The sequence below is a fragment of the Streptococcus cristatus genome, from assembly GCF_003943505.1.
Classification (GTDB): domain Bacteria; phylum Bacillota; class Bacilli; order Lactobacillales; family Streptococcaceae; genus Streptococcus; species Streptococcus cristatus_E.
The window spans coordinates 219,320-245,814 of record NZ_RJPS01000002.1 but is presented as its reverse complement, the minus strand read 5'-3'; the positions used below and the strand labels follow the sequence as shown (position 1 = coordinate 245,814).

The following is a 26,495-nucleotide window of genomic DNA, read 5'->3' as shown; positions in this document are numbered from 1 at the left end:
AAGATTGTATCATATCTAATCAGAAAATGCTGAATTTTGCTACGCCTATTTTAAAAATGCACTATAAAGCATTTTAGTACACTTTGTCCATTTTATTGGAACGAAATTCTAGCGCTTTTTCTTGCACTATGTTATACTTCTTTTCGTCATGAATTTCTATAAGGAGAAGAAATGTCTATTTTTACACTGATTTTGGCAAGTTTGGTTGCCTTGGAATTTTTCTATATTATGTACCTAGAGACCATTGCGACGACTTCAGCTACGACAGCACGGGTCTTTGGTATGCCTCAAGAGGAGTTGGAGCAGCAGTCGGTCAATACACTTTTCAAAAACCAAGGAGTTTATAACGGGCTGATAGCTGTTTTGGTCTTGATTGCGGCCTTTGTGCAGCCTAGTCTAGTTTGGCTGGGAATTTTTATGGTTTATATCATCCTGGTAGCTGCTTACGGTGCAGTGACCAGTGACCCAAAAATCCTGTTCAAGCAGGGTGGTTTGGCAATGTTGACGTTACTGAGTTTATTTTTCTAAAAAGGAGTCTGGGACAAAAGTCTTAGCCTCTCAATTGTCTTTGGATTGTCGAGCAAGACGCAGTGGTTGAGTGGGCTCTACTACGCTGATTTCATCAGCTTTTACAGCCCTACTCAACTGTGCGGAGGTGGGACGACGAAATCGAATTCTAACGAATTACCGATTTCTGTTCCACTCTCTTTTTTTACATAATGATTGACTTTTTTATTAGACATGTGTAGAATAAAATTAGGAAGAGACTTTAGAAAGGATGGAATATGATGAATAATTCAATTAAACGTTTACCAGATGGTGAATTTGCCATCTTAAAGATTATCTGGCACCTGCCAAATCCAACGACTTCTGCTCAAATTATGGAAAAGCTGGGTGAAGATAATCATTGGAAGCCTCAGACCTTGTTGACAGTTCTGGCTCGCTTGACGGAAAAGGGCTTTTTAGAAAGTGTTCGCAAGGGGCGTGAAAGGCAGTACACGGCCTTAATTTCGGAAGATGAGTACCTAGAGGTAGAAACGTCAGACTTTTTGAAGCGCTACAGCGGTCATTCAATGGGAGGCTTTGTCAAGACTCTCTTTTCGTCCAATTCTTTCTCAGAAAATGAACTGGATGAGCTACGTAATTTACTGAATCAGAAAGAGTAACATGAGGTAGTATCCATGAAACAGTTCCTGATGTCTTTCCTCTTAACCAGTTTCTCAACCACGATATTGGTTCTGTTTTTGAGCCTTCTTTTTGCAGCCCTTAAGACCAAGATTTCGGTCAAGGTCAAGTATTTTACATAGTTTTTAATCTTGCTGAGTTTTCTGTTCCCATTCCGACCTCAGTTTGATTCTGGCTTTATTCGGCTGGTACTGGATCGACTGTTCAGACAGCCGTTAGGGCTACCCAGACAAGTGGAGAGCAAGCTGTTTCTCAAGTATCTGAAAAAGCTAGCCAGGCCAATCTCTGGGAGGCTTATCTAGGGCTGCCTTGGTTTGAAATATTCTTTGCCATTTGGCTGCTTGGTTGTGCATTTAACCTAGGGAGATATGCTTATTCTTATATCCGTTTCAAAAAGATGTTGCAACGTTGGGGGACAGAGGTTGAGGACGAAGAAACTTTGTTCCAGTTGCATTTGATCAAAGAAAAGATGGGATTTAGTTCGGTTAGTCAAACCAGACGTTATGTCCAAATTCAGTTTCCAGCTGAATTAGACTATGAAGTTCTTTTTGAAGCAATCTTTGAAACAGCCTGCAAAAGTTTTGATTTGACCTCGATCCAGTCAGTTGACAATAAGTTTATCAAGTTGGACTATGTGGTTGATTTGAAACCAGATGTAAGCGACCAACGCCTCATCCAACGCTTCTTACGCTATGAGAAGATTAAGAATATTTCCTTCTCGAAAGAAGCCAAAAAACGAAAAAACTTGTAAGGTAAAAGACAGTCGTTTTGAATGACTTGCATCCCAAAAGTTATCTTTTGGGATGCAAGTATTTTGTTGATTGATTTAGCTGTAATCTCTCTAAAAATGGTATAATGTAGCTATCCAGAAGTGGAGGGTTGAAGAGTGCTTCATATAATAATCATTATTTCTATCATACTTTTATTACTCATGTTTCATTCTTTGATTCAGCAATCAAAGAATCCTTCGGGCTTTCTAGGAAAACGAATGATGAAATTGTGGAATCGAGCCTATATCCCCATGTTTGTATGGGCAATTCGTCATCTGGATAGGACATTTTACCCTGTAATCTTAGATGTAGGAGTTGGGAACGGCCGTTCAACCATCCTACTGAAAGAAACCTTTCCGCAAAGTACTATAACTGGAATCGATATTTCAGACACTGCAATAGCTCAAGCCAAACAGATAGGGATGGTCAATCTAAATTTTGAACGAAGAGACGTTAGGGAGACAGGATTTTCTGATGAAAGTTTTGATTTGATTACAGCTTTTCAAACGCATTTTCATTGGCAAGACCTAGATGCTTCTTTTATAGAGCTTCGAAGGATACTCAAATCAGATGGGATGCTCTTACTGGCTTGTGAATATAACAAGTTGTCTTACTTTTTACCAGAGGTCCAAAGCGAAGAAGCATTTAGACGATTCTTGTTATCAATAGGCTTTGAGCTCGTAACTAGTCAAAGAAAGGGATCGTGGATCCTTTATAAAATCGTTAAAAACTAATGGAGGTACAATCATGAAACAATTATTTTTATGTTCATATTTTGCTGGTGTCAAAAATCTTTTTAGTGATTATGCAAAGGAAAAGAATCTAGAAAAAAAGGTTTTATTTATTCCTACCGCTGGGAACAAAGAGGACTATACTGCCTATATCGATGAGGCTCAGCAAACATTCAGAGATTTAGGCTTTGAGATAGAGATTCTGGATATTGCTTCTTGTGATCGAGAAACCGCGCAGGCAAAGATTTTCCAAAGTAAGATTATTTATGTCTCAGGCGGAAATACATTTTATTTATTGCAAGAATTAAAGAAAAAGCAACTCCTACATCTTATCAAAGAACAAATACGAGATGGGTCGGTTTATGTAGGAGAATCAGCAGGGGCTATTATTACAGCCAAGGATATTGACTATAATAAACTCATGGACGACAAGACGGTAGCGACAGAGTTATCTGATACAGCAGGATTGGATGAAGTGGATTTTTACATCCTTCCACATTATGGTGAGGAACCTTTTACTGATAGTAGTCAGAAGACCTTTGAAATGTATAAAAATCAGCTCAGTTTAATGCTAATAAACAATTCCCAAGCCGTAATTGTAAATGGTGAAGAAAGAGAAGTCGTTTCTGAACAGACTTAAAATAAATTTCTTTTTGCTATTATTATTATGATGTTCATTCTAACAATTTGTTGCTTCTAAAAAAGAAAGTGAAGATAATATAAGTTTATGGCAGTTTTTTTCTTGACATTTATCTATTTTGCGTGTAGAATAGAATAGATCTTGGACTTGAAGGGAGTGAAAAAAATGTCAAAAACAGTAGTACGTAAGAATGAATCTCTTGACGATGCTCTTCGTCGTTTCAAACGTGCGGTTACTAAAGCTGGTACTCTTCAAGAAACACGCAAACGTGAATTCTATGAAAAACCTTCTGTAAAACGCAAACGCAAATCGGAAGCAGCTCGTAAACGTAAAAAATTCTAATAACTAGAATGAGAAAGCAGCCGATTTGGCTGTTTTTTTCTTTTGGATGGAAAGCGTATAATAAAACAGAGAGTGGGACAGAAATCGGTAATTCGTTAGAATTCGATTTCGTCGTCCCACCTCCGCACAGTTGAGTAGGGCTGTAAAAGCTGATGCAATCAGCGTAATAGAGTCCACTCAACCACTGCGTCTTGCTCGACAATCCAAATACAATTGAGAGGCTAGGACTTTTGTCCCAGCCTCTGTTTGCATATTAGTTTTGTTTTTCAAGCAAGCTCTTGATTTCTTGTAGAACTTCAAGTTCTGTTGGTCCAGCTGGTGTTTCTTCAGCAGCTTCTTCGTTTTTCTTAGTAAGATTTTGTGCTTTTTCCGCAGCCTTAACAATGAAGAAGAGAACAGTACCGATTACTAAGAAGTTGATCACGGCGCTCAAGAAGTTACCATAAGCAATTCCGTTCCATTTCAATTCAGCGATTTGCTTCAAGTTTGCAGCTTTCAAAATTGGATTGAGGAAGAGAGGAGTGATAACGTCAGTAATCAATGAGTTGACGATTGCTCCGAAAGCATTCGCAATGATAACCCCGACTGCCAAGTCAATCACGTTACCGCGTAGCAAAAATTCTTTAAGATCCTTTAACATTTTCTTTTCCTTTCAAGAAATAATTTAATATTTGTGATTATATTATAGCTTAAAGTAGCAATTATTTCAAGTTATTTGCCTATCAAATGTTTTACATTTGCGTCAAATTATTATAAAATATAGAGTGATATTCTGTGATGAATTGGAGGTATTGTCTATTGGATAAAGAAATGATTTCTGAAATAAAAAATAGTGTCAATATCGTCGATGTCATAGGAGAAACAGTAGCCTTGACCAAGGCTGGGAGAAATTTTCTGGGACTTTGTCCCTTTCATGGCGAAAAGACGCCCTCTTTCAATGTCGTAGAGGATAAGCAGTTCTATCACTGCTTTGGATGTGGCAAGTCGGGGGATGTTTTCAAGTTTATTGAGGACTATCGAGGCGTATCCTTTATGGATGCTGTGCAGATTGTCGCGGACAGAGCGGGCATTTCCTTAGGTATGGAGAGAGCTAGCGCAGATCGACCGAGACAGGCTCATCCGCATCAGGCGCTCTACGATATTCATACAGAGGCAGCAAAGTTTTACCATGCGGTTCTTATGACGACCAAAATAGGAGAAGAAGCACGCGCTTATCTTTACCAGCGTGGGCTGACGGATGAAGTCATTAAGCATTTTCAAATCGGTCTGGCTCCCAATGAAGGCAACTATCTTCATAAGAGCATGGCTGGTAAGTTTGATGAGTCCACTATCATGAACTCAGGACTTTTTAATTTAGCAGAGAATAATCTGGTCTACGATGCTTTTCAGAACCGGATTATGTTTCCTTTGACCAATGACAAGGGTCAGGTCGTCGCCTTTTCTGGTCGGATTTGGCAAGATTCGGAGGCTGGTTCACAGACTGCCAAGTATAAGAATAGTCGCAGCACCCCTATTTTTAATAAAAGCTATGAGCTTTATCATCTGGATAAGGCCAAGCCGGTGATTAAAAAGAGCCATGAAGTCTATCTGATGGAGGGCTTTATGGACGTAATCGCGGCCTATCGGGCTGGAGTTGAAAATGCAGTCGCATCTATGGGAACGGCTCTGACTCCTGAGCATGTCCAGCATCTGCGTAAGTATTGCAAGAAAATCATTCTGACTTATGATGGAGACAGGGCTGGTCAGGCTGCGACAGCCAAGGCTTTAGAAGAGCTGCGGGATATGCCGGTAGAGATTGTGTCCTTTCCTGACAATATGGATCCGGATGAGTTTATTGCTAAAAACTCTGCCGAGGAATTGCGACAATTTCTGACCAAAACACGAATTAGTGATGTAGAGTTCCTTTTGCGTTATCTCAAACCGGATAATATTGAAAATCTGCAGGCTCAGATTGAATTCGTGGAGCGAATGGCGCCAATCATTGCTCAGACGCAGTCTATTACAGCTCAGAATTCCTATATTTATATGTTGGCTGAGTTGCTGCCAGATTTTGATTACCAGCAGGTAGAGAATACGGTTAACAATAGTCGTTTGGCTGAACGAAATAGCCGAAGTGGGCAACAGTCGGAATCTCTAAGAAGACCTGTACTGGTAGATCTTCCGCTGTCTAAACAGCTATCACGGCTGATAAAGGCAGAAATCCATATCCTTTATCGTATGGTACACAATCCGCTGGTTTTAAATAATTATCGGCTTCGCATAGATTTCGCCTTTGATACGGCGGAACTGCAGGAGTTATACGAGCTTTTACTAGCCAATGGTGAAGTGACTTCGCAGGATTTATCTAGCTTACCAGAAAGAGTCCAGCAACTTTGGTATCGGATGTTGGAGGAAGATTTGCCAGAGGAGATGGAAGACGGAGAGTTAGCAGAAGTTGAGCTGACTAGAGAACGCGAATTGCTTCGTAAGAATAATCAGCTGATTAGCAAAAAGGTTCGAGAAGCTTTGCATACTGGAGATGAGAATGCCGCTATATTAGAGGTGGAGCGCTTAATCGCACAAAAAAGAAGAATGGAGTAGGTATGGCTACAAAACAAAAAGAAGTAACAACATTAGACGTTCAAATTGCAGAATTCATCCGCAATCACAAGCAGACAGGTGTAGCGACAGACGATGAAATCAATGACCAGCTGGTCATTCCTTTCACTTTGGACGCTGATGGGATTGAGGATTTGCTGCAACGCATTCAGGATGCAGGCATCTCGATTACAGATAAAGAAGGAAATCCCAGCGCGCGTGTCTTGAATACTGAAGAGGAAGAAGCGGAGCTGACGGATGAAGAGCTCTTAGGCAGCAATTCAGCCAAGGTCAATGACCCAGTCCGCATGTACCTGAAAGAAATCGGGGTTGTGCCCCTTCTCAGCAATGAAGAGGAGCAGGAGCTGGCTATTTTGGTAGAGCAGGGAGACTTGGAAGCCAAGCAGCGTCTGGCTGAGGCCAATCTTCGTTTGGTTGTTTCTATTGCTAAGCGCTATGTTGGCCGTGGGATGCAGTTCCTTGACTTGATTCAAGAAGGAAACATGGGGCTGATGAAGGCCGTTGATAAGTTTGACTATACCAAAGGATTTAAGTTTTCAACTTATGCGACTTGGTGGATTCGTCAGGCCATTACCCGTGCGATTGCTGACCAAGCTCGGACCATTCGGATTCCAGTCCATATGGTGGAAACCATTAACAAGCTGGTCCGCGAGCAACGCAATCTCTTGCAGGAATTAGGTCAGGATCCAACACCAGAGCAAATCGCTGAGCGGATGGATATGACACCAGATAAGGTTCGTGAGATTCTCAAGATTGCTCAGGAGCCAGTTTCTTTGGAAACACCTATCGGTGAGGAAGATGACAGCCATCTGGGAGACTTTATCGAGGACGAAGTGATTGAAAATCCAGTCGACTATACAACTCGTGTCGTCCTTCGTGAGCAGCTGGATGAGGTCTTGGATACGCTGACGGATCGTGAGGAAAACGTCTTGCGTCTGCGCTTTGGTCTGGACGATGGGAAAATGCGGACACTGGAAGATGTCGGCAAGGTCTTCAATGTGACTCGTGAGCGGATTCGTCAGATTGAAGCCAAAGCCCTGCGTAAACTCCGCCATCCAAGCCGCAGTAAACCACTCAGAGACTTTATCGAAGATTAAGAAATGAAGAGCAGCGAGGAGCAGAAATCTTTCATCAGGAAGCGTCAAGACTGAAAACCTAGCTGAAAACAAAGCCCCTCAAGTTAACTTGAACTTTTGCCATATCTATAAGGAGGATATGCATGTCAGAAAAAAAATACAGCCCTGAAGAAGTTGAAAAGATTAAAACGCGTATTTTAGAGAGCTTGGAGCAGGTCATCGACCCAGAGCTGGGGATTGATATTGTCAATCTAGGTCTAATCTATGAGATCCGTTTTGATGAGACCACTGGAGAAACGGAAATCGATATGACCTTGACCACTATGGGATGCCCTCTGGCGGATCTTTTGACTGACCAGATCTATGATGCTATGTCAGATGTTCCAGAGGTTACCAAGACGGATGTTAAGTTGGTTTGGTACCCAGCTTGGACAGTGGAAAAGATGAGTCGTTATGCTCGAATCGCTTTGGGGATTAAATAGCGACATCACACTGGAAAAAATTGATTGATTATACGAAAAAGCACTTGAAACGAAACATCAAGTGCTTTTTGAATGCCAATTAGGTAGACTACCAGCTAGTTAGTGAAATTTCCCCACTGTTGAGCCAGATACTTTGTCCCTTATCCAACTGGACTAGAAGTTGGCCACTGTTCGAGATATCGCTAGCAATTCCCTTATAGGTTTGATTATTTTGCTGGAAGCTCACTTGGCGACCGAGGACTAGAGAGTGCTTTTTGTAAAGATAGAGCAGGTCTTGGGGATCGCTTTCGTAGAAACATCTCCATATCTCAGCAATCAGCTCATTTCTGCTGACAGGAGCCTGCTCAGTAAAGAGTGAGCCGGCCTTAGATTGCAATTCTTCCGGAAAATCATTAACGCAAAAATTAAACCCGACCCCGATAATAATATCTGTGACTAAGCCTGTCTCGACGGAAGTAGTAGCCTCGGTTAAAATACCTGCGATTTTTTTATCCTTGTAGTAAATATCGTTGACCCACTTGATATCTATGTCTATGAGGGTTAGATTTTTTACAGCCTGATAGATGGCTCCAGCTGTGAGGAGAGTATAAGCAGGGATCTGATCAAAAGACAGGTTAGGCTTGAGATGGAGGGACATATAAAACCCACCCTGTTTTGGAGAGAAAAAATCTCGGCCGAAGCGACCGCGACCAGCGGATTGAGCAGCAGCTAGATAGAGGGTATTTGCTTCGCCGTCCGCTTCCAGACCTGCTTTGGCATCTATCTGAGTAGATTGGCAGTTGGGGTTGAAAGAAACCTTTATAGGTGCCTTCTTTTCAATGATTTCTGGGATTAGTAAATCCCCCGCCTTGAGCTTATAGCCTCGTTTTTTAACGGAATCAATCTGGATTCCTTCTTTTTCCAAGCGCTGAATGGCCTTCCAAATGGAAGTCTTGGAAATACCCAATTTCTGGGCCAGACTTTCTCCGTTGACATAATCGTCAGCTTGGTTGAGGATGGTAAATAATTGTTCGTAGGTTTTCATAAGTTCTTTTTTATTATATACTGCTTTCTCGAATGGTCAGCTTGGTAGAAAGTTTGACCATATAGGGAATGGAATCCTCTTCGGATGTTAAACTTTGATTTAGAATATGCAGAGCCTGCTTGCCCATTTCTTCTGTAAAAACGGTGACCGTACTGAGACTGGGATAGATGTATTTAGCAATAGAGGTATCATTAAATGAAATGATGCTGACATCTTGGGGAACTTGGATTCCGTGTTCTTGCAGAGCCCGTAAGGCACCAATTGCCAAAGCATCGCTAGAGATGAAGAAGGCGGGTGGTAGCTGGTCTTTGCGTTCATTGATAAGCTCTGTCATCATCTGATAGCCTGATTCCGAAGAAAAGCTGCCTACCTTAACCAAGTCAGCGTGAAAGATTCCTTTTTCAGACAGATACTGCTGAAAGCTCGCTAGACGAGGATCGCTGATGAGGCTAGCCTGGTCAGAGGTTCTTTCCTGCCCAGCAATCATGCCAATCTGGTCAAAACCAGCGTTCATGAAGTGCTCAAGGACCTTCTGTACAGCATTCTCAAAATCAACCGTCACACAGCTGTGGTCTGTATTGAGCGTATCACTGTCGACAAAAACTAAGTAGCTACTGTACTGCTCCAGCTGCTGGATTTGAGCTGGGCTGAATTTGCCGATGGCAATCAAGCCATCAATGTCTTTCAATTGCTCAAGAGAATCATTTTGAAAGACTCTGAGAATCTCATAGCCCAATTCTTGAGCTTTTTTTTCAATGCCCAAACGAATGGAGTAGTAGTAAAGGTCATCGAGCTCTTCCTGCTCAGTGTACCATTCGATGAGCCCGATACGGTAGGCCTGAGTCTTGCTTGGCTTCCTTTTTCTTGATTTTTTATAGTTTAGCTGCTCAGCGATATCAAAAATCTTTTTACGAGTGCCATCACTGACTGACATGCCTGGGTCGTAGTTGAGTACGCGAGAGACCGTAGCGGGAGAGACTCCAGCAGCCTGTGCAATATCCTTAATCGTAGCCATTTTTTTCTCCTATTGTCTTATATGGGCTATTATACCTCAAAAACTAGTAAATAACAAAGAGGAATTTAGTAAATATTACCCAATTATTTTATTAAGTAAAAATTTACTAAATTTATTGAAGTTTTACTCGGAAAAAGTTATAATAAAATCAAGAAAACGATTACAATATCGATTATTTATTTTAAAGGAGTTTAGTTTATGTCAAACCTAATTTCAGCGGAGCAAATCCGCGCAGATTTTGCCAAGATTTTTGGAGTAGAAGCGGACCATACTTTCTTTTCACCCGGTCGGATCAATCTGATTGGTGAGCATACGGACTATAACGGCGGTCATGTCTTTCCTGCAGCCATTTNTCTAGGAACTTATGGGGCGGCTCGCAAGCGGGACGACCAGCTCTTGCGATTCTTCTCGGGAAATTTTGAAGAAAAAGGGATTATTGAAGTGCCACTGGAAAATCTTCACTTTGAGCCTGAGCATAACTGGACCAACTATCCGAAAGGAGTCCTGTATTTTCTGCAGGAGGCATGCCATAAGATTGATGGAGGCATGGATNTCTATGTTTATGGAAATATTCCAAATGGTTCTGGCTTGTCATCTTCTGCATCACTAGAGCTTTTGACGGGTGTCATTGCTGAGAAACTCTTTGATTTGCAGTTGGAACGTTTGGATCTAGTGAAAATCGGTAAATTAACTGAAAATGAATTTATCGGGGTTAATTCTGGTATTATGGACCAGTTTGCAATCGGAATGGGTGCTGACCAGCGGGCTATTTACCTTGACACCAATACTCTTGAATATGACTTGGTGCCGCTTGATCTCAAGGACAATGTCGTAGTGATTATGAATACCAACAAGCGTCGTGAGCTGGCTGACTCTAAGTACAATGAACGTCGGGCGGAGTGCGAAAAAGCTGTTGAAGAACTGAACCGCAAGCTGTCTATTGCTACCTTGGGTGAGTTGGATGAGTGGTCTTTTGACGAGTATAGCTATCTGATAGAGGACGAAAATCGTCTCAAACGGGCTCGCCATGCTGTTTTGGAAAATCAACGCACTTTGCAAGCGCGGGCAGCTTTGCAGGCAGGTGCTCTTGACAAGTTTGGCCGTCTCATGAATGCGTCCCATGTTTCTTTGGAACATGACTATGAGGTGACTGGTCTAGAGCTGGATACCTTGGTTCACACGGCCTGGGAGCAAGAAGGTGTTCTTGGGGCTCGTATGACCGGAGCAGGCTTCGGTGGCTGCGCCATTGCTTTAGTTGTTAAGGATGCGGTGGAATCTTTCAAAGAAAATGTCGGCCGCAAGTATCAAGAAGTTGTCGGCTATGCACCTAGCTTCTACATTGCTGAAGTAGCTGGCGGAAGCCGAGTGCTGGACTAAATCAGAGAAAAGGAACTTGAGTCTGGGACAAAAGTCCTAGCCTCTCAATTGTCTTTGGATTGTCGAGCAAGACGCAGTGGTTGAGTGGGCACTACTACGCTGATTTCATCAGCTTTTACAGCCCTACTCAACTGTGCGGAGGTGGGACGACGAAATCGAATTCTAACGAATTACCGATTTCTGTCCCACTCTCTTTATTAGCAAGAGAAAGGAAGATCTATGTCCAAGAAGTTACTGGATGCTTTTGTGTCAGCAGTGATTGACAATAGCAGTTTCGAGGAAATGGACACCATCTATCTGAGCAATCGTGTCATGGCTCTGGTTGGAGAGACAGTGGCAGAGCAGGAGACGAAGGCTAAGCAGCTAATTGACCTGAAGGATGACTTGGTAGCTATGGCTGTCAAGAATGGGACGATTAATGATACCCTGGCTGAGCAGGATATACTGGGAGCTGAGCTTATGAACTTCATCACACCAGCCCCTAGCCAGCTCAATCGGGACTTCTGGATGACTTATGCCTCCAATCCCGAGCAAGCCGTGGCTGATTTTTACCAACTTAGTCAAAAGAATGACTATATCAAGGTTAAGGCCATTGCTAAAAACATTGCTTTCAAATCGCCAACTGAATATGGAGATTTGGAAATCACCATCAATCTTTCCAAGCCAGAAAAGGACCCTAAGGAGATTGCGGCAGCTAAAAAGGCTAAGAATAGCCATTATCCAGCTTGCCAGCTATGCATGGAAAACGAAGGCTACCAGGGTCGCTTGGATCACCCAGCCCGCGCCAACCATCGGATTATTCGATTTGATTTGGCTGGACAGGAGTGGGGCTTCCAGTATTCGCCCTATGCTTATTTTAATGAACATTGCATCTTTCTGCACAGCCAGCACCTTCCTATGGCCATTAGCCGGCTGACCTTTGAGCGCCTGCTGGACATCGTCGAGACCTTTCCAGGCTATTTCGCAGGCTCAAATGCCGACCTGCCTATTGTCGGCGGATCTATCCTGACCCACGACCACTATCAGGGCGGACGTCATACCTTCCCTATGGAAATAGCAGAGCTGGATTGTAGCTTTACTTTTAGCGGATTTGATGAGGTGGAAGCAGGTATTGTCAAATGGCCTATGTCCGTCATTCGTCTGAAATCTGAGAAGAAGGAACAGTTGATTGAATTGGCAGACAAGATCTTGCAAGCTTGGCGGGCCTATTCTGACCCAAGTGTGCAGGTCTTGGCAGAGTCTGAGGGTGAACCGCATCATACCATCACACCGATTGCCCGCAGGAAAGATGGATCTTTTGAGATAGACTTGGTCTTGCGGGACAATCAAACTTCCTCAGAACATCCGGACGGCATTTACCACCCTCATAGAGATGTTCAGCATATTAAGAAAGAAAATATCGGTCTGATTGAGGTTATGGGACTGGCTATTCTGCCGCCTCGTCTCAAGGAAGAACTCAAGCAGGTGGAACTGTTTCTGCTGGGAGAAAACTGTCAGGTTGCTGTCTATCATCAGGAGTGGGCCAATCAACTCAAAGACCAGAATCCAGATGTTACCGCTGAGACGGTGGAAGGAGTAGTTCAAGCCTCGGTTGGACAGATTTTCAGCCGAGTACTGGAAGATGCTGGAGTTTACAAGCGAACAGAGGAGGGCAAGGAAGCTTTCATGCGCTTCGTCCAATCTGTTGGTTTGAAAGAAGAATAATTGCAGTGAGAGTTTTCATTTGTCCCTATTTTTGATAAAATAGTTAAAGTATAAATCAAGACGAGAAAGAGAGAAACATGGCAATTTTAGTATTAGGTGGGGCTGGCTATATCGGCTCGCACATGGTAGACCGTCTGGTAGCGGCAGGCAAGGAAGAGGTAGTCGTCGTTGATAATTTGGTGACTGGCCATCGGGCAGCCGTCCATCCGAAAGCGGTCTTTTATGAGGGGGATTTGGCGGATAAGGACTTTATGCGTGATGTCTTTGCCAAACATCCATCTATCGATGCAGTCATTCACTTTGCTGCATTTTCACTGGTCGCAGAGTCTATGGTGGATCCGCTCAAGTATTTTGACAATAACACAGCCGGCATGGTTTCCCTTTTGGAGGTCATGCAGGAATGCGGTGTTAAGAACATTGTCTTTTCTTCGACAGCGGCGACTTATGGCATCCCTGAGGAAGTTCCGATTCTGGAAACGACTCCGCAAAAGCCTATCAATCCTTATGGTGAGAGCAAGCTTATGATGGAGACCATTATGCGCTGGGCGGACCAGGCCTATGGCATCAAGTTTGTAGCCCTGCGTTATTTCAATGTGGCGGGTGCCAAGCCCGACGGATCGATTGGCGAGGACCACGGACCTGAAACACATCTCTTGCCGATTGTGCTTCAGGTGGCTCAGGGCAAACGTGAGAAGATTGCCGTCTTTGGTGACGATTACGATACTCCAGACGGGACCAATGTCCGCGATTATGTCCATCCTTTCGACTTGGCTGACGCCCATATTCTGGCTGTTGAGCATCTACGTGCTGGTCAACCTTCGGATGCCTTTAACCTTGGCTCTTCGACTGGTTTTTCCAACCTGCAGATCGTAGAAGCAGCCCGTAAGGTGACCGGACATCCTATTCCTTTGGAAATAGCAGAGCGGCGTCCAGGGGATCCAGATACGCTGATTGCTTCCTCTGAGAAAGCGAGAAAAGTTTTGGGCTGGCAGCCGAAATTTGACAATATCGAAACCATTATCGAAACCGCTTGGAAATGGCATTCCAGTCATCCGAATGGCTATGATGATCGTCAGTAACCAGTGTAGTTTAAAATATTTACAGAGACACTTTGTTAGAGATAGCAAGGTGTTTTCTTGGAGCGATAGAAGTTCTTTTCATGGGATTTAATTTGTTGTAAAAAAAGCGGATACATAGTAAAATAGAAAAATGATGAAAATAAGACGAATAAATAATGAATTAGAGATAAATCAGGAAGAAGATACAGTCTTGGTTCTGGGCTATTTTGACGGCCTGCATAAGGGACATCAGACACTTTTTAAGGAAGCAAGGAAAATCGCAGAAGAGCAAGGACTGAAGATTGCTGTACTGACCTTTCCTGAGTCGCCAAAATTAGCTTTTGTCCGCTATCAGCCAGAGTTGATGTTGCATTTGAATTATCCGGAGGAACGCGCTGCTCACTTAGAAAATTTGGGTGTGGACTACCTTTACTTGATTGACTTTACTAGCCATTTTTCTAAAAATACTGCTCAAGAATTTTTTGATAAGTACGTTGCTGCGCTTAAAGCAAAGGCAGTTGTAGCAGGTTTTGATTACCATTTTGGATCTGACAAGAGAAAGGCAGAGGAGCTTGCAGACTATTTCGATGGTCGGATTGTCATTGTCTCATCAGTCAATCAAGATGAGGAAAAAATCTCTTCTACTCGGATTAGAGAAACCATCCAAAATGGTGATGTTGCCAAGGCGCATCAGCTATTAGGCTATCCTCTCTCTACTCGTGGCATTGTGGTTCATGGCAATGCTAGGGGGCGTACCATTGGCTATCCAACAGCTAATCTAGCTCCTTTGGATCGCGTGATTTTGCCAGCAGATGGTGTCTATGTGGTGGATGTTGAGCACAATGGCAAGATTTATCGAGGCATGGCTAGCGTTGGCAAAAATGTGACCTTTGAAGGAGATGAACTTCGGTTTGAGGCCAATCTATTTGACTTTGCGGAGGAAATCTATGGCGATACGATTCGAATTATCTGGCTAGATAAGATTCGTTCCATGGTCAAATTTGATGGTATTGAAGAACTGGTTGGTCAGTTAAAGAGTGATGAAGAAGTGGCAAAACACTGGGAATGTTCGGAATAAATGTCAGTTCTTGATATTTTTCTTAGTATTTCAGGCCGATTCTCAAAAATATCTAGTCAAGAGAGATAAAATTTAGTATAATAGAATTAGTTACTATATAAAAATAAGAAGAGAACAGCATGATTACACTATTTTTATCGCCTAGCTGCACTTCCTGTCGCAAGGCGCGTGCTTGGTTGATTGGTCATGAAGTTCCATTTACGGAGCATAATATCATGACGAGCCCTCTGTCCGCTCCAGAATTGCAACACATTCTTTCATTGACAGAAAATGGCACTGATGACATCATCTCAACCCGCTCAAAAATTTTTCAAAAACTAGATTTAGATGTAGAGGATTTATCGATTTCAACGCTCATTAAGCTGATTGAGGAAAATCCTAGTCTTTTGCGTCGCCCAATTATACTCGATGGTAAACGAATGCAAATCGGCTTCAATGAAGATGAAATCCGTGCTTTCTTGCCTAGAGGCTATCGGAAAGAAGAACTAAGAGCCGCAACTATGCGTGCTGATATTTAAAATATGGAAAAAAATTATAGTTACCCACTAGACTTATCGTGGAGCACTGAAGAGCTTGCTTCAGTGCTTTCTTTTTTTAATGACGTAGAGCAAGCCTATGAACAGAAGATTCAAGCGGAGAAACTGCTCCAGTCTTATGCAGTCTTCAAGAAAGTTGTTCCCAGTAAGGGAGAAGAGAAGCGACTCGGCCGTGAATTTGAGACGGTCAGTGGCTATTCTCTTTATCGGGCTGTTCAGGAGGCAAAAAGGAAAGGGAAAGGAATGATTTCTCTTGGAAAATAAATTTCATTTTGCGAAAGAAATAGTCTATCAGGCAGGCGCTTTTTTAAGGGAGCATCTCTATGATGACCTGGATGTCCTACAAAAGAGCAGCCCGACTGACTTGGTGACTCAAATGGACCGCTTCATCCAGGATGACTTGGTTGGGAAAATTTTAGCTCAGTATCCTGACGACGCGATTTTGGCTGAGGAAAATGAGCTGAGACACGACATCGCGGATGGTAATGTATGGGTGATTGATCCTATTGATGGCACCAATAATTTCATTACCCAGCGGGCTGATTTTGCTATTATGTTAGCTTATTTTGAAAATGGGCAGGGCAAGTTCGGCTTGATTTACGATGTGACAAGGGACCAGCTTTTTCATGGAGGTGGGGCTTTTGATGTTTACTGCAATGACAGAAAGTTGTCTGCTTTTATCGATAAGCCCTTGCAGCAATATTTGATTGCTTCAAATGCCTGTATGCTAGAGCATAATCACTGGGGACTGGCTGACTTATCTCGTGCTTGCCTAGGCGTGCGTGTCTATGGCAGCGCTGGGATTAGTTTTGGCAAGGCTCTGTCTGGTGGTTTGGCGGCCTATTTCTCTTATAATTGGCCATGGGACTACGCAGCTGCTTATGTGATGGCTGACAAACTGGGCTTTGTCATTCAGACCCTAGATGGCGGCCAGCCGAATTTTCAGACTCAGGAGCCGATTATGATTGCACCAAAGTGCAAGTTGGGCGAATTACAAAAGTATTTACGAAAGGGAAAAGGCTAGTATGGACTTTCCAATAGGTTTTAAGGAAAAGTATGAGGAGCTCTTGGGTCAGGATGCAGAGGTTTTTTTTGCGACTTTTGATCAAGATCCGATTTCAGCCTTTCGAAGTAATCCTTTAAAAGAGAATCAGAAAGATTTTGAGAATGCCATCCCGAACACAGACTGGGGTTATTACGGAAAAGTATCTGGTAGGTCAGTAGAACACGTCACGGGGCTGGTTTATTCTCAGGAGCCAGCTGCGCAAATGGTTGCCCAAGTTGCAGCACCGCAAAAGGGCATGAAAGTTTTGGACTTAGCGGCTGCACCAGGCGGAAAATCTACCCATTTACTCTCTTATCTAGAAAATACAGGTGTGCTGGTTTCTAATGAAATCAATGCCAAACGCAGTAAAATTTTGGTAGAAAATATTGAGCGTTTTGGAGCGCGAAATGTTCTTGTCACCAACGAATCTGCGGATAGATTGGCTAAGGTTTATCAGGGCTATTTTGACCTCATTGTTCTGGATGCTCCTTGCTCTGGCGAAGGAATGTTTCGCAAGCAGCCAGATGCTACCCAGTATTGGAGCCCAGAATATCCGACTCAGTGTGCGCGTCTCCAGCGAGAAATTCTAGAGGACGCTGTCAAGATGTTGGCGACAGGCGGGCAGCTGGTCTATTCGACCTGCACTTGGGCGCCAGAAGAAAATGAAGAAATTGTCGCTTGGCTTTTAGAGAATTTTCCTTTGGAATTGCTTGAAATACCAAAAATCAATGGTATGGTGGCAGGGATTGATTTCCCAGAAACGGCGCGTATGTATCCCCACCATTTCAAAGGAGAAGGGCAATTTGTAGCGAAATTTCGCTTTACAGGAAGTCAGTCTGCTAAAAAAATCAAGGTAGTCAAAAATAAATTGACAGTTGAGCAGAGAAAACTTTGGCAAGATTTCCAGAAAAAGCATCTAAACATTGAGCTAGAAGGATATTTAGATACTTTTGGGGACAATCTGTATCTGCAGCCAGCTGGACTGCCAGACATGTCCAAGCTGAAAATCGCTCGCAATGGCCTGCATCTGGGTGAATTTAAGAAAAATCGCTTTGAACCGAGCTTTGCCTTAGGCCTAGCTTTGAGGCCTAGTGAAGTTGTCTCAGTCCTTGAGATTGATGATGAGGCCTTTAGCAAATATGCAGCAGGCGAGACGGTTCAACTCTCTCAAAATTGTCCAAATGGCTGGTATCAAGTGCTTGCCCAAGGAAACGGTTTGGGTTTTGCAAAAATTACTGGAAATACCTTGAAAAATTATTTCCCAAAGGGGCTTCGCTTTCGTTCAAAAGACTAGGCAAAGCCCTCTTTCTATGTTATAGTGGATATAGTGGGATTTTCAGATTCTTTCAAATAGACATTCCACTATCATTCTCAAGATTTCGAGGAAAAAAATGGTAAAGAAAAAATATAAGCTGATTTTGTCAGCGGTTCTAGTTATGGTCAGCCTCTCTGCCTGCTCTAGCTGGATTGACCGAGGGGAATCCATGACTGCCGTTGGTTCGACAGCCCTTCAGCCGCTCGTTGAAGCTGCAGCGGATGAGTTTGGTTCAGCCAATATTGGAAAAACGGTCAATGTTCAAGGTGGTGGATCAGGTACGGGCTTGTCTCAGGTTCAGTCTGGTGCCGTTGAAATTGGCAACTCAGATGTGTTTGCTGAGGAAAAAGAAGGGATTGATGCTTCAGCCCTTGTTGACCACAAAGTAGCAGTCGCTGGAATTGCCGTGATTGTCAATAAAGAAGTATCCGTCGATAATTTAACAGCGGAGCAGCTGCAGAAGATTTTTACTGGTGAAGTGACCAACTGGAAGCAGCTGGGCGGGAAAAATCTAGAGATTTCCATCATCAACCGTGCGGCAAGCTCTGGTTCCCGAGCTACGTTTGACAGTGTCATTATGGCTGGTAAATCAGCCGTTCAAAGTCAGGAACAAGATTCAAATGGGATGGTTAAGTCCATTGTTTCTCAAACACCGGGAGCCATTTCTTATCTGGCCTTTGCTTATGTGGATGATTCGGTCAAGACTTTGAAGCTCAATGGCTACGAGCCTACGGCTAAGAATGTTGCGACCAATGCTTGGCCACTCTGGTCTTATGAGCATATGTACACTCTTGGTCAGCCTAAGGGCTTGGCAGCAGAGTTTCTGGACTACATGCTGTCAGATGAAGTTCAAGATGGAATCGTCTCAGGAATGGGCTATATTTCCATCAAGGAAATGCAGGTTAGCAAGGATGCTGATGGAAATGTTACGAGCTTAAAAGGAGATAGCAAATGAGAAATGAAGAATTAGCAAAAAAATTACTATCCCCTTCGAAAAACTCTCGTCTGGAAAAATTTGGGAAATATATCACCTTTGCCTGCCTGGCTTTAATCGTCCTGATTGTAGCCATGATTTTAATCTTCGTAGCACAAAAAGGCTTATCGACCTTCTTTGTTAACGGAGTTAATGTGTTTGAATTTTTATTTGGCTCCACTTGGAATCCGTCAGGTAAGGAATTCGGTGCCCTTCCGATGATTTTGGGTTCCTTTATTGTAACGATTTTATCAGCCCTCATCGCAACGCCCTTTGCTATTGGAGCAGCCGTCTTTATGACTGAAGTATCGCCTAAAGGAGCCAAAATTCTCCAACCTGCAATCGAGCTCTTGGTTGGGATTCCGTCTGTCGTGTATGGATTCATCGGCTTGCAGGTCGTTGTTCCTTTTGTCCGTACAGTCTTTGGGGGTACTGGTTTTGGGATTTTGTCTGGTATTTTTGTGCTCTTTGTCATGATTTTGCCGACAGTAACCTTTATGACGACAGACAGTCTGCGTGCTGTGCCACGTCACTACCGTGAAGCTAGTCTGGCTATGGGCGCTACGCGTTGGCAGACCATTTGGCGGGTAACACTTAAGGCTGCTCGCTCTGGTATTTTTACAGCGGTGGTCTTTGGAATGGCGCGTGCCTTCGGTGAAGCCTTGGCTATCCAAATGGTTGTCGGTAACTCTGCGGTGATTCCAACCTCTTTGACAACACCTGCAGCTACACTGACCTCTGTCTTGACCATGGGAATCGGAAACACGGTTATGGGAACAGTGGACAATAACGTCCTCTGGTCTCTGGCTCTGGTACTCTTGATGATGAGCTTGGCCTTTAACAGTGTCATTAAACTGATTACAAAAGAAAGAGGTAAGAAAAACTATGCACGCTAATAAATTAGATAAATTGGCGACTGGTATCCTCTACACGATAGCTGGTATCATTGTTGCTATCCTTGCCTCTCTGATTCTTTATATTCTAGTAAGAGGATTGCCGCATATTTCTTGGTCTTTCCTGACTGGAAAATCTTCTTCCTATCAGGCTGGGGGTGGTATTGGGATTCAGCTCTACAATTCCTTCTTCCTGTTGGTGATAACTTTGATTATCTCTGTTCCTCTCTCTATGGGGGCTGGGGTTTATCTGTCAGAGTACGCTAAGAAAAGCCCAGTGACCAACTTTGTCCGTACCTGTATTGAAATCCTGTCCTCACTGCCGTCCGTGGTAGTCGGACTCTTTGGCTATTTGATCTTCGTTGTCCAGTTTGAGTATGGTTTTTCTATCATTTCTGGTGCCTTGGCGCTGACTGTCTTCAATCTGCCTCAGATGACTCGTAACGTCGAGGACAGCTTACGCCACGTTCACCATACACAACGTGAAGCAGGTCTAGCTTTGGGAATATCCCGCTGGGAAACGGTGCTACATGTTGTTATTCCCGAAGCTCTGCCGGGGATTGTGACAGGGATTGTCCTTGCTTCTGGTCGGATTTTCGGTGAAGCAGCTGCCTTGATTTACACTGCCGGTCAATCTGCGCCGGCTCTGGATTGGTCTAACTGGAATATTTTCAGCATTACCAGCCCGATTTCAATTTTCCGGCAGGCGGAAACACTGGCCGTCCATATCTGGAAGGTCAATAGTGAAGGGACCATTCCTGATAGCACTGTAGTGTCATCAGGATCAGCAGCCGTGCTTCTGATTTTTATCTTGATTTTCAACTTTGGAGCCCGCAAACTCGGTTCTTACTTGCACAAGAAATTAACCTCTGCATAAAGGAGAAGCAATGACAGAATATAATTGGAATGAAAAACATATCATTACTTTTCCTGAAGAAAAGGTAGCCCTTTCGACCAAAGATTTACATGTTTACTATGGTAAAAAAGAATCCATCAAGGGTATTGATATGCAGTTTGAAAAGAATAAAATAACTGCCTTGATTGGACCGTCTGGCTCAGGAAAATCTACTTATCTCCGCAGTCTTAATCGTATGAATGACACGATTGATATTGCCAAGGTAACAGGGCAAATTCTTTACCAAGGAATAGACGTCAATCGGTCTGATATCAACGTTTACGAAATGCGTAAGCACATCGGCATGGTCTTTCAACGACCTAATCCATTTGCTAAGTCTATTTATCGCAACATTACCTTTGCCCATGAACGAGCTGGTGTAAAAGATAAAAAGATTTTGGATGAGCTTGTTGAAACTTCGCTCAAACAAGCCGCACTTTGGGACCAAGTCAAGGACGATCTTCATAAATCAGCCTTGACCTTGTCAGGCGGCCAGCAGCAAAGGCTCTGTATTGCCCGAGCTATTTCAGTCAAGCCAGATATCTTGCTTATGGACGAGCCGGCATCTGCGCTGGATCCGATTGCGACCATGCAGCTGGAAGAGACCATGTTTGAGCTCAAGAAAGACTATACGATCATCATCGTGACTCACAATATGCAGCAGGCTGCCCGGGCCAGTGACTACACCGGCTTCTTTTATCTGGGAGATTTGATTGAGTACGACAAGACCGCCAATATCTTCCAAAATGCCAAACTGCAGTCGACCAATGACTATGTTTCTGGTCATTTTGGTTAGAGGTGAAGAAACTAAAGGAATGAACTTATGACAGAACCTATTTTGCAAGTCAAGGACTTGTCGGTTTATTATAATAAAAAGAAAGCACTCAATAGTGTCTCCTTGGACTTTATGCCTAATGAAATCACTGCCTTGATTGGACCGTCAGGTTCAGGGAAATCTACCTTGCTCAAGGCTATCAACCGTATGGGCGATTTGAATCCAGAAGTAACAACGACTGGCACAGTCATCTATAACGGCCACAATATCTACAGTCCTCGGACAGATACGGTGGAGTTGCGCAAGGAGATTGGCATGGTTTTCCAGCAGCCTAATCCCTTCCCAATGACCATTTATGAAAATGTTGTCTACGGACTACGCATTAACGGTGTCAAGGATAAACAGGTTTTAGATGAAGCGGTAGAGCGATCCTTGATTGGGGCTTCTATCTGGGACGAAGTGAAAGACCGTCTACATGATTCGGCTATCGGTCTCTCTGGTGGTCAACAGCAGCGGATTTGTGTAGCACGCGTTTTGGCTACTAGTCCGAAAATTATCCTCTTGGATGAGCCTACATCGGCTCTAGATCCAATCTCTGCTGGTAAGATTGAGGAAACTCTCTATGGACTTAAGGACACCTATACCATGCTCTTGGTGACGCGCTCCATGCAGCAGGCTTCTCGGCTTTCGGATAAAACAGGCTTCTTCTTGGGTGGTGATTTGATGGAGTTTAATGATACTAAGGAGATGTTCCTCAACCCACAAAATAAGGAAACAGAAGATTATATTACAGGAAAATTTGGATAAGGAGTTGAATGATGTTACGATCTCAATTTGAAGAAGATTTGGAGAAATTGCACAATCAGTTCTACGCAATGGGACAAGAAGTGCTCTCACAAATCAACCGCACGGTGCGTGCTTTTGTCACGCATGACCGTGACTTGGCAAAGGAAGTCATCGAAGATGATGCAGAAGTAAATGAATACGAAGTGAAATTGGAAAAGAAATCATTTGAAATGATTGCCCTCCAACAACCTGTTTCTCAAGACCTTCGTACAGTCTTAACTGTTCTCAAGGCTGTTTCAGACTTAGAGCGTATGGGAGACCATGCAGTATCCATTGCAAAAGCAGCCATTCGTATGAAGGGCGAGCAGCGTATTCCAGCTGTTGAGGAAGAAATTAAAAAGATGGGTCGCGATGTAAAAAATTTCGTTGAAGCTGCCCTTGATCTCTACCTGAATGGTTCTGTAGATCAGGCCTATGAAGTAGCAGCCATGGATGAAAAAATCAACCATTATTTTGATAGCATTCGTGAACTGGCAACGGAAGAAATCAAGAAAAATCCTGAAGCTATCGTTACAGGCCGTGATTACTTCCAGGTTATTTCTTTCTTGGAACGTATCGGCGATTATGCCAAAAATATCTGCGAATGGGTCGTTTACTTTGAAACGGGTAAAATTATTGAATTATAATATATGTTAAAGAGATAAGCTAAGCTTGTCTTTTTTGCTTTGAGGAGGAGAAAAGAGAATAACAGGATAGCTTTAAAATGATTACATTATGTCTGAAGATGAAAATCAATTTTGGGTCAGTTGGAATGAGTATAAAGTCACTAAATATGGTAAAATAGTAAGAGATGAATCTTGAATGGAGGTTGGTTCAATACCAGCCCCTTCAATTAGATGAGGAGAAAAACATGCAAGCAGTTGCACATTTTATTGATACTTTTGTTCCAGAGCACTATGATCTCTTTTTGGATTTGAACCGTGCAGATAAGACTTTCTCAGGGAAAGTTACCATTACCGGTGAAGCTAAAATGGAGAAAATTTCCTTGCACCAAAAGGATTTGACGATTGAGGCCGTAGAAGTGGCTGGACAAGCTCGTCCCTTCACTCTTGACAATGATAATGAAGCTCTTTGTGTTGAGTTGGAAGCAGCAGGCCCTGTGGAAGTAACCTTGACCTATACAGGTAAGATTACAGATAATATGACAGGGATTTACCCATCTTACTATACAGTAGATGGAGTGAAGAAAGAGATCATTTCTACGCAGTTTGAGAGCCATTTTGCTCGTGAAGCCTTTCCTAGCGTGGATGAGCCAGAGGCTAAGGCGACTTTTGATCTGGCCTTGAAATTTGACCAAGCAGAAGGTGAACTTGCCTTGTCTAACATGCCTGAAATCGACGTTGAAAACCGGAAAGCGACTGGCATTTGGAAGTTTGAAAGAACACCTCGCATGTCTTCCTATCTTTTGGCCTTTGCTGCTGGGGATATGCAAGGCATTACTGCTAAAACTAAAAACGGTACTTTGGTTGGTGTTTATGCAACTAAGGCTCACCCAGCCAGCAACTTAGAATTTGCTTTGGACATTGCGGTTCGCTCGATTGAATTTTACGAAGAATATTACGGTGTCAAATATCCGATTCCTCAGTCACTGCACGTAGCCCTGCCGGACTTTTCATCTGGTGCTATGGAAAACTGGGGTCTGGTGACCTACCGTGAGATTTACCTCTTAGTAGATGAAAATTCTACGGTATCCAGCCGTCAAGATGTAGCGTTAGTTGTTGCCCATGAGTTGGCTCACCAATGGTTTGGAAACTTGGTCACTATGAAGTGGTGGGATGACCTTTGGCTCAATGAAAGCTTTGCCAACATGATGGAGTACGTCTGTGTCAATGCGATTGAACCAAGCTGGAATATCTTTGAGAATTTCCAAACAACAGGTGTTCCTCTGGCGCTTAAACGAGATGCGACAGACGGAGTTCAATCTGTCCATGTGGAAGTGAAGCACCCTGACGAAATCAATACTTTGTTTGATCCGGCTATCGTTTACGCTAAGGGAAGCCGCCTTATGCACATGCTTCGTCGTTGGTTGGGTGATGAGGCCTTTGCTAAAGGCTTGAATGCTTACTTTGCTAAACACCAGTATGGAAATACTATCGGTCGTGACCTTTGGAACGCCTTGGGAGCTGCTTCTGGTCGCGATGTAGCAGCCTTTATGGACTCTTGGTTGGAACAGCCAGGCTACCCTGTTTTGACAGCTACAGTAGAAAACGATACATTGAAACTCTCTCAAAAACAATTCTTTATCGGGGAGCACGAAGATAAGAAACGTACTTGGGTCTTGCCTTTAAATAGCAACTGGAAAGGTTTGCCAGATACACTGGAAACAGAAATCCTGGAAATTCCAAATTATTCTGCCTTGGCTACTCAAAACCAAGGTGCCCTGCGCTTTAATACTGAAAATACAGCCCACTATATCACGGACTATCAGGGTATCTTGCTTGAGCAGATTTTAGATACCATTACAGACTTGGATAGCACCAGCAAGCTTCAAGTGGTGCAAGAGCGCCGTCTTTTGGCTGAAGCAGGCAGCATTTCATTTGCTGATTTGGTTCCAGTTATTGAAAAACTAACAGAAGAAACCTCTTATTTGGTTGTCTCAGGAGTTAAAGCCGTTCTGAATGGCCTCAAGCTCTTTGTGGACGAAGGAAGCGAGTGCGAGAAAGCATATAACGAATTGGTTGTTAAACTTATCAAATTCAACTTTGATCGTCTAGGCTTTGAAGCAAAAGAAGGGGAAAGTGATGAGGATGAGTTGGTTCGCCAGATCGTTGTAGGAGGTCTGATTGCAGCTGATGACCAAACAGCAAGTCAAGAAGCAAGTCGCATTTTTGCTGCTCATCAAGATGATTTAGAGAAATTGCCTGCGGCTATTCGCTTGCACATTCTCATCAATCAAATCAAGCATTTTGAGAGCAAAGAATTGGCCGACCAATACTTGAATGATTATGTTTCAACAGTCGACGGTAGCTTCAAACGACAATTGGCAGCTGCTTTGGCTTACACTAAGGACGCAGAAACTCTTGCTCGTATATTGGAATCTTTGAAAAACAAGGATATCGTGAAACCACAAGATTTGGCCATGAGTTGGTATTTCCCTCTCTTGAATCACCAATTTACTCAAGCCACTGCTTGGACTTGGGCGCGTGAGAATTGGGATTGGATTAAGGCTACTCTGGGTGGCGACATGAGCTTCGACAAATTCGTCATTTATCCAGCTAATGCTTTCAAAACAGCAGAAAGACTAGCAGAATACAAGGCCTTCTTTGAGCCACAGTTGGACGATATGGCAATCAGCCGTAACATCAGCATGGGAATCAAAGAAATCGCAGCGCGTGTTGACTTGATTGCCCGTGAAAAAGCAGCGGTGGAAAATGCCATCAAGGCATCAGTTTAGCCTAATGAAAAGATCAGATTATAACATCTGGTCTTTTTTGTTGTTTAGAATCCCATAATTTCAGTCTTCTTTAAGAAAAAATTCAGTCCCGTTTAAGCAAAACTCCCTATAATAACCCTAACACGTGAAAAGATGTGAACTTGTGTAATCAACATTTATATTGCTTCATAGTGTTAAAATCCATGAAATACAAAATTTAGAAAGAGGAAAACTTTAAATGGATATGGAAAAAATGATTGTAATTAAAAAGAGTACAAAATGGTGGATGACAGCAGTAGCCAGTGCCTCCTTAGCTGTCGGAGCAATTGGTGGCTATGGAATTGGTGCCTTGACACAGAAAAGTCCGCAGCAGGGCTCAGTTCAAGCCACTATGCCTCAGCAAAACAAGCAAGATGGCAGGATGCCAGGTCAAGGTGCTCAACCTCCTCAAGGTCAGGGGCAGGGAAATGAAAATGGTATGCCACCACGGATGGGGGGACAAAACGGTCAAGATGGTCAAGGCGGTCCTGGAGGTGGAGGTCAGCCACCACAAGGAAATGGTCAACCAGGAGGACCCCAAGAAGGAAATCAATCAAAAAAGAAGCCATCAAACGCTGACGGCACAACAAAAGATGGTAAGAATAGCGAAAATAACTCGAAAACAACAAATTCTTAAAGCATTTTCGACAAGTCATGATATAATAGAAAAAGATAAGTGAAGATAGAATGAGAAGTGTTTGCCATGTCTTTATTTAAACTACACA

The 26,495-nt window shown here is 43.2% G+C and carries 27 protein-coding genes and 1 pseudogene; 25 read left to right on the top strand and 3 right to left on the bottom strand.

Annotated elements, in window-relative coordinates; translation table 11 throughout:
• The first annotated feature begins 171 nt into the window (after window positions 1–171).
• The 6 genes and pseudogenes from D8792_RS03355 to rpsU all read left to right on the top strand — a co-directional run bounded on the left by D8792_RS03355 (window position 172) and on the right by rpsU (window position 3,668).
• Window positions 172–528, top strand: coding sequence for a DUF1304 domain-containing protein (locus D8792_RS03355; protein ID WP_125372872.1), 357 nt, complete (start codon window positions 172–174; stop codon window positions 526–528).
• Between the two features lie 260 nt (window positions 529–788).
• Window positions 789–1,166 (top strand): BlaI/MecI/CopY family transcriptional regulator, encoded by a 378-nt coding sequence (locus D8792_RS03345; protein ID WP_048765241.1) that lies wholly within the window; start codon window positions 789–791, stop codon window positions 1,164–1,166.
• A 15-nt stretch (window positions 1,167–1,181) separates the two neighbouring features.
• A pseudogene (locus tag D8792_RS03340) lies at window positions 1,182–1,637 on the top strand (M56 family metallopeptidase); the annotation flags it as partial.
• 479 nt (window positions 1,638–2,116) lie between these two features.
• Window positions 2,117–2,689, top strand: a complete 573-nt coding sequence (locus tag D8792_RS03335; RefSeq protein ID WP_376739433.1) for a class I SAM-dependent methyltransferase — start codon at window positions 2,117–2,119, stop codon at window positions 2,687–2,689.
• A gap of 13 nt (window positions 2,690–2,702) precedes the next feature.
• Window positions 2,703–3,326: a Type 1 glutamine amidotransferase-like domain-containing protein gene (locus D8792_RS03330; RefSeq protein ID WP_125372870.1), complete on the top strand. Its 624-nt coding sequence runs from the start codon at window positions 2,703–2,705 to the stop codon at window positions 3,324–3,326.
• Window positions 3,327–3,491: 165 nt separating this feature from the next.
• Complete coding sequence (gene rpsU / locus D8792_RS03325; protein ID WP_000048054.1) at window positions 3,492–3,668, top strand: 30S ribosomal protein S21; 177 nt, start codon at window positions 3,492–3,494, stop codon at window positions 3,666–3,668.
• Window positions 3,669–3,921: 253 nt separating this feature from the next.
• Here the strand turns inward: rpsU and mscL are convergent, their stop codons facing one another.
• Window positions 3,922–4,308 carry a large conductance mechanosensitive channel protein MscL gene (gene mscL / locus D8792_RS03315; RefSeq protein ID WP_048764698.1) on the bottom strand — a complete coding sequence of 129 codons (387 nt, stop codon included), beginning with the start codon at window positions 4,306–4,308 and terminating at the stop codon, window positions 3,922–3,924.
• 137 nt (window positions 4,309–4,445) lie between these two features.
• Here mscL and dnaG point away from each other — a divergent pair, with 137 nt between their 5' ends.
• The 3 genes from dnaG to D8792_RS03300 all read left to right on the top strand — a co-directional run bounded on the left by dnaG (window position 4,446) and on the right by D8792_RS03300 (window position 7,824).
• Window positions 4,446–6,248, top strand: a complete 1,803-nt coding sequence (dnaG, locus tag D8792_RS03310; RefSeq protein WP_312023812.1) for a DNA primase — start codon at window positions 4,446–4,448, stop codon at window positions 6,246–6,248.
• 2 nt (window positions 6,249–6,250) lie between these two features.
• Window positions 6,251–7,363: an RNA polymerase sigma factor RpoD gene (rpoD, locus tag D8792_RS03305; protein WP_002895944.1), complete on the top strand. Its 1,113-nt coding sequence runs from the start codon at window positions 6,251–6,253 to the stop codon at window positions 7,361–7,363.
• A 122-nt stretch (window positions 7,364–7,485) separates the two neighbouring features.
• Entirely contained in the window at window positions 7,486–7,824 is a 339-nt protein-coding gene (locus D8792_RS03300; protein ID WP_045497205.1) for a metal-sulfur cluster assembly factor, read from the top strand.
• An 88-nt stretch (window positions 7,825–7,912) separates the two neighbouring features.
• On the opposite strand, the gene birA is transcribed toward D8792_RS03300, so the two are convergent.
• Window positions 7,913–8,848, bottom strand: a complete 936-nt coding sequence (gene birA, locus D8792_RS03295; protein ID WP_125372868.1) for a bifunctional biotin--[acetyl-CoA-carboxylase] ligase/biotin operon repressor BirA — start codon at window positions 8,846–8,848, stop codon at window positions 7,913–7,915.
• A gap of 13 nt (window positions 8,849–8,861) precedes the next feature.
• Complete coding sequence (locus D8792_RS03290) at window positions 8,862–9,863, bottom strand: LacI family DNA-binding transcriptional regulator (protein ID WP_048764688.1); 1,002 nt, start codon at window positions 9,861–9,863, stop codon at window positions 8,862–8,864.
• A gap of 198 nt (window positions 9,864–10,061) precedes the next feature.
• On the opposite strand from D8792_RS03290, the gene D8792_RS03285 reads away from it, so the two are divergent.
• The 16 genes from D8792_RS03285 (at window position 10,062) to D8792_RS03205 (ending at window position 26,407) form a co-directional block, all read left to right on the top strand.
• Window positions 10,062–11,240 carry a galactokinase gene (locus tag D8792_RS03285; RefSeq protein WP_125372867.1) on the top strand — a complete coding sequence of 393 codons (1,179 nt, stop codon included), beginning with the start codon at window positions 10,062–10,064 and terminating at the stop codon, window positions 11,238–11,240.
• A 219-nt stretch (window positions 11,241–11,459) separates the two neighbouring features.
• On the top strand, window positions 11,460–12,944 hold the full coding sequence (gene galT / locus D8792_RS03275) for a UDP-glucose--hexose-1-phosphate uridylyltransferase (RefSeq protein WP_125372866.1): 1,485 nt from the start codon (window positions 11,460–11,462) through the stop codon (window positions 12,942–12,944).
• Between the two features lie 77 nt (window positions 12,945–13,021).
• Entirely contained in the window at window positions 13,022–14,023 is a 1,002-nt protein-coding gene (gene galE, locus D8792_RS03270) for a UDP-glucose 4-epimerase GalE (protein ID WP_048763943.1), read from the top strand.
• Window positions 14,024–14,156: 133 nt separating this feature from the next.
• On the top strand, window positions 14,157–15,080 hold the full coding sequence (locus tag D8792_RS03265; RefSeq protein WP_312023814.1) for a bifunctional riboflavin kinase/FAD synthetase: 924 nt from the start codon (window positions 14,157–14,159) through the stop codon (window positions 15,078–15,080).
• A gap of 119 nt (window positions 15,081–15,199) precedes the next feature.
• Entirely contained in the window at window positions 15,200–15,598 is a 399-nt protein-coding gene (locus D8792_RS03260; RefSeq protein ID WP_005590248.1) for a Spx/MgsR family RNA polymerase-binding regulatory protein, read from the top strand.
• Between the two features lie 3 nt (window positions 15,599–15,601).
• Window positions 15,602–15,880 carry a UPF0223 family protein gene (locus tag D8792_RS03255; RefSeq protein ID WP_005590249.1) on the top strand — a complete coding sequence of 93 codons (279 nt, stop codon included), beginning with the start codon at window positions 15,602–15,604 and terminating at the stop codon, window positions 15,878–15,880.
• Complete coding sequence (locus D8792_RS03250) at window positions 15,870–16,640, top strand: inositol monophosphatase family protein (RefSeq protein WP_125372864.1); 771 nt, start codon at window positions 15,870–15,872, stop codon at window positions 16,638–16,640. Before D8792_RS03255 ends, D8792_RS03250 begins: the two co-directional genes overlap by 11 nt.
• A 1-nt stretch (window position 16,641) precedes the next feature.
• Window positions 16,642–17,955: an RsmF rRNA methyltransferase first C-terminal domain-containing protein gene (locus D8792_RS03245; protein WP_125372863.1), complete on the top strand. Its 1,314-nt coding sequence runs from the start codon at window positions 16,642–16,644 to the stop codon at window positions 17,953–17,955.
• 97 nt (window positions 17,956–18,052) lie between these two features.
• Window positions 18,053–18,931, top strand: coding sequence for a phosphate ABC transporter substrate-binding protein PstS family protein (locus D8792_RS03240; RefSeq protein ID WP_125372862.1), 879 nt, complete (start codon window positions 18,053–18,055; stop codon window positions 18,929–18,931).
• Window positions 18,928–19,845, top strand: a complete 918-nt coding sequence (gene pstC / locus D8792_RS03235) for a phosphate ABC transporter permease subunit PstC (RefSeq protein ID WP_125372861.1) — start codon at window positions 18,928–18,930, stop codon at window positions 19,843–19,845. The genes D8792_RS03240 and pstC overlap by 4 nt, the downstream gene beginning before the upstream one ends.
• Entirely contained in the window at window positions 19,835–20,719 is an 885-nt protein-coding gene (gene pstA, locus D8792_RS03230) for a phosphate ABC transporter permease PstA (RefSeq protein WP_125372860.1), read from the top strand. Before pstC ends, pstA begins: the two co-directional genes overlap by 11 nt.
• A gap of 10 nt (window positions 20,720–20,729) precedes the next feature.
• Window positions 20,730–21,533 carry a phosphate ABC transporter ATP-binding protein PstB gene (gene pstB / locus D8792_RS03225; protein WP_045497247.1) on the top strand — a complete coding sequence of 268 codons (804 nt, stop codon included), beginning with the start codon at window positions 20,730–20,732 and terminating at the stop codon, window positions 21,531–21,533.
• 27 nt (window positions 21,534–21,560) lie between these two features.
• A complete protein-coding gene (gene pstB / locus D8792_RS03220) occupies window positions 21,561–22,319 on the top strand; it encodes a phosphate ABC transporter ATP-binding protein PstB (protein WP_045497249.1) in 759 nt (252 codons plus the stop codon).
• A gap of 11 nt (window positions 22,320–22,330) precedes the next feature.
• Complete coding sequence (gene phoU / locus D8792_RS03215) at window positions 22,331–22,984, top strand: phosphate signaling complex protein PhoU (protein WP_125372904.1); 654 nt, start codon at window positions 22,331–22,333, stop codon at window positions 22,982–22,984.
• Window positions 22,985–23,208: 224 nt separating this feature from the next.
• Entirely contained in the window at window positions 23,209–25,752 is a 2,544-nt protein-coding gene (locus tag D8792_RS03210; RefSeq protein ID WP_125372859.1) for a M1 family metallopeptidase, read from the top strand.
• A gap of 217 nt (window positions 25,753–25,969) precedes the next feature.
• Window positions 25,970–26,407 (top strand): hypothetical protein, encoded by a 438-nt coding sequence (locus tag D8792_RS03205; RefSeq protein ID WP_125372858.1) that lies wholly within the window; start codon window positions 25,970–25,972, stop codon window positions 26,405–26,407.
• Window positions 26,408–26,495 lie beyond the last annotated feature (88 nt).

What these genes read in the sequence shown, in the direction of transcription:
- pstC (WP_125372861.1), top strand. Translation starts at nt 18,928, where the DNA reads ATGAGAAATGAAGAATTAGCAAAAAAATTACTATCCCCTTCGAAAAAC.
- D8792_RS03355 (WP_125372872.1), top strand. Translation starts at nt 172, where the DNA reads ATGTCTATTTTTACACTGATTTTGGCAAGTTTGGTTGCCTTGGAATTT.
- D8792_RS03330 (WP_125372870.1), top strand. Translation starts at nt 2,703, where the DNA reads ATGAAACAATTATTTTTATGTTCATATTTTGCTGGTGTCAAAAATCTT.
- D8792_RS03265 (WP_312023814.1), top strand. Translation starts at nt 14,157, where the DNA reads ATGAAAATAAGACGAATAAATAATGAATTAGAGATAAATCAGGAAGAA.
- D8792_RS03290 (WP_048764688.1), bottom strand. Translation starts at nt 9,863, where the DNA reads ATGGCTACGATTAAGGATATTGCACAGGCTGCTGGAGTCTCTCCCGCT.
- D8792_RS03300 (WP_045497205.1), top strand. Translation starts at nt 7,486, where the DNA reads ATGTCAGAAAAAAAATACAGCCCTGAAGAAGTTGAAAAGATTAAAACG.
- rpoD (WP_002895944.1), top strand. Translation starts at nt 6,251, where the DNA reads ATGGCTACAAAACAAAAAGAAGTAACAACATTAGACGTTCAAATTGCA.
- D8792_RS03245 (WP_125372863.1), top strand. Translation starts at nt 16,642, where the DNA reads ATGGACTTTCCAATAGGTTTTAAGGAAAAGTATGAGGAGCTCTTGGGT.
- D8792_RS03210 (WP_125372859.1), top strand. Translation starts at nt 23,209, where the DNA reads ATGCAAGCAGTTGCACATTTTATTGATACTTTTGTTCCAGAGCACTAT.
- mscL (WP_048764698.1), bottom strand. Translation starts at nt 4,308, where the DNA reads ATGTTAAAGGATCTTAAAGAATTTTTGCTACGCGGTAACGTGATTGAC.
- phoU (WP_125372904.1), top strand. Translation starts at nt 22,331, where the DNA reads ATGTTACGATCTCAATTTGAAGAAGATTTGGAGAAATTGCACAATCAG.
- rpsU (WP_000048054.1), top strand. Translation starts at nt 3,492, where the DNA reads ATGTCAAAAACAGTAGTACGTAAGAATGAATCTCTTGACGATGCTCTT.
- dnaG (WP_312023812.1), top strand. Translation starts at nt 4,446, where the DNA reads ATGAATTGGAGGTATTGTCTATTGGATAAAGAAATGATTTCTGAAATA.
- galT (WP_125372866.1), top strand. Translation starts at nt 11,460, where the DNA reads ATGTCCAAGAAGTTACTGGATGCTTTTGTGTCAGCAGTGATTGACAAT.
- pstB (WP_045497249.1), top strand. Translation starts at nt 21,561, where the DNA reads ATGACAGAACCTATTTTGCAAGTCAAGGACTTGTCGGTTTATTATAAT.
- birA (WP_125372868.1), bottom strand. Translation starts at nt 8,848, where the DNA reads ATGAAAACCTACGAACAATTATTTACCATCCTCAACCAAGCTGACGAT.
- D8792_RS03205 (WP_125372858.1), top strand. Translation starts at nt 25,970, where the DNA reads ATGGATATGGAAAAAATGATTGTAATTAAAAAGAGTACAAAATGGTGG.
- galE (WP_048763943.1), top strand. Translation starts at nt 13,022, where the DNA reads ATGGCAATTTTAGTATTAGGTGGGGCTGGCTATATCGGCTCGCACATG.
- D8792_RS03335 (WP_376739433.1), top strand. Translation starts at nt 2,117, where the DNA reads ATGTTTCATTCTTTGATTCAGCAATCAAAGAATCCTTCGGGCTTTCTA.
- D8792_RS03345 (WP_048765241.1), top strand. Translation starts at nt 789, where the DNA reads ATGAATAATTCAATTAAACGTTTACCAGATGGTGAATTTGCCATCTTA.
- D8792_RS03240 (WP_125372862.1), top strand. Translation starts at nt 18,053, where the DNA reads ATGGTAAAGAAAAAATATAAGCTGATTTTGTCAGCGGTTCTAGTTATG.
- D8792_RS03260 (WP_005590248.1), top strand. Translation starts at nt 15,200, where the DNA reads ATGATTACACTATTTTTATCGCCTAGCTGCACTTCCTGTCGCAAGGCG.
- pstA (WP_125372860.1), top strand. Translation starts at nt 19,835, where the DNA reads ATGCACGCTAATAAATTAGATAAATTGGCGACTGGTATCCTCTACACG.
- D8792_RS03255 (WP_005590249.1), top strand. Translation starts at nt 15,602, where the DNA reads ATGGAAAAAAATTATAGTTACCCACTAGACTTATCGTGGAGCACTGAA.
- pstB (WP_045497247.1), top strand. Translation starts at nt 20,730, where the DNA reads ATGACAGAATATAATTGGAATGAAAAACATATCATTACTTTTCCTGAA.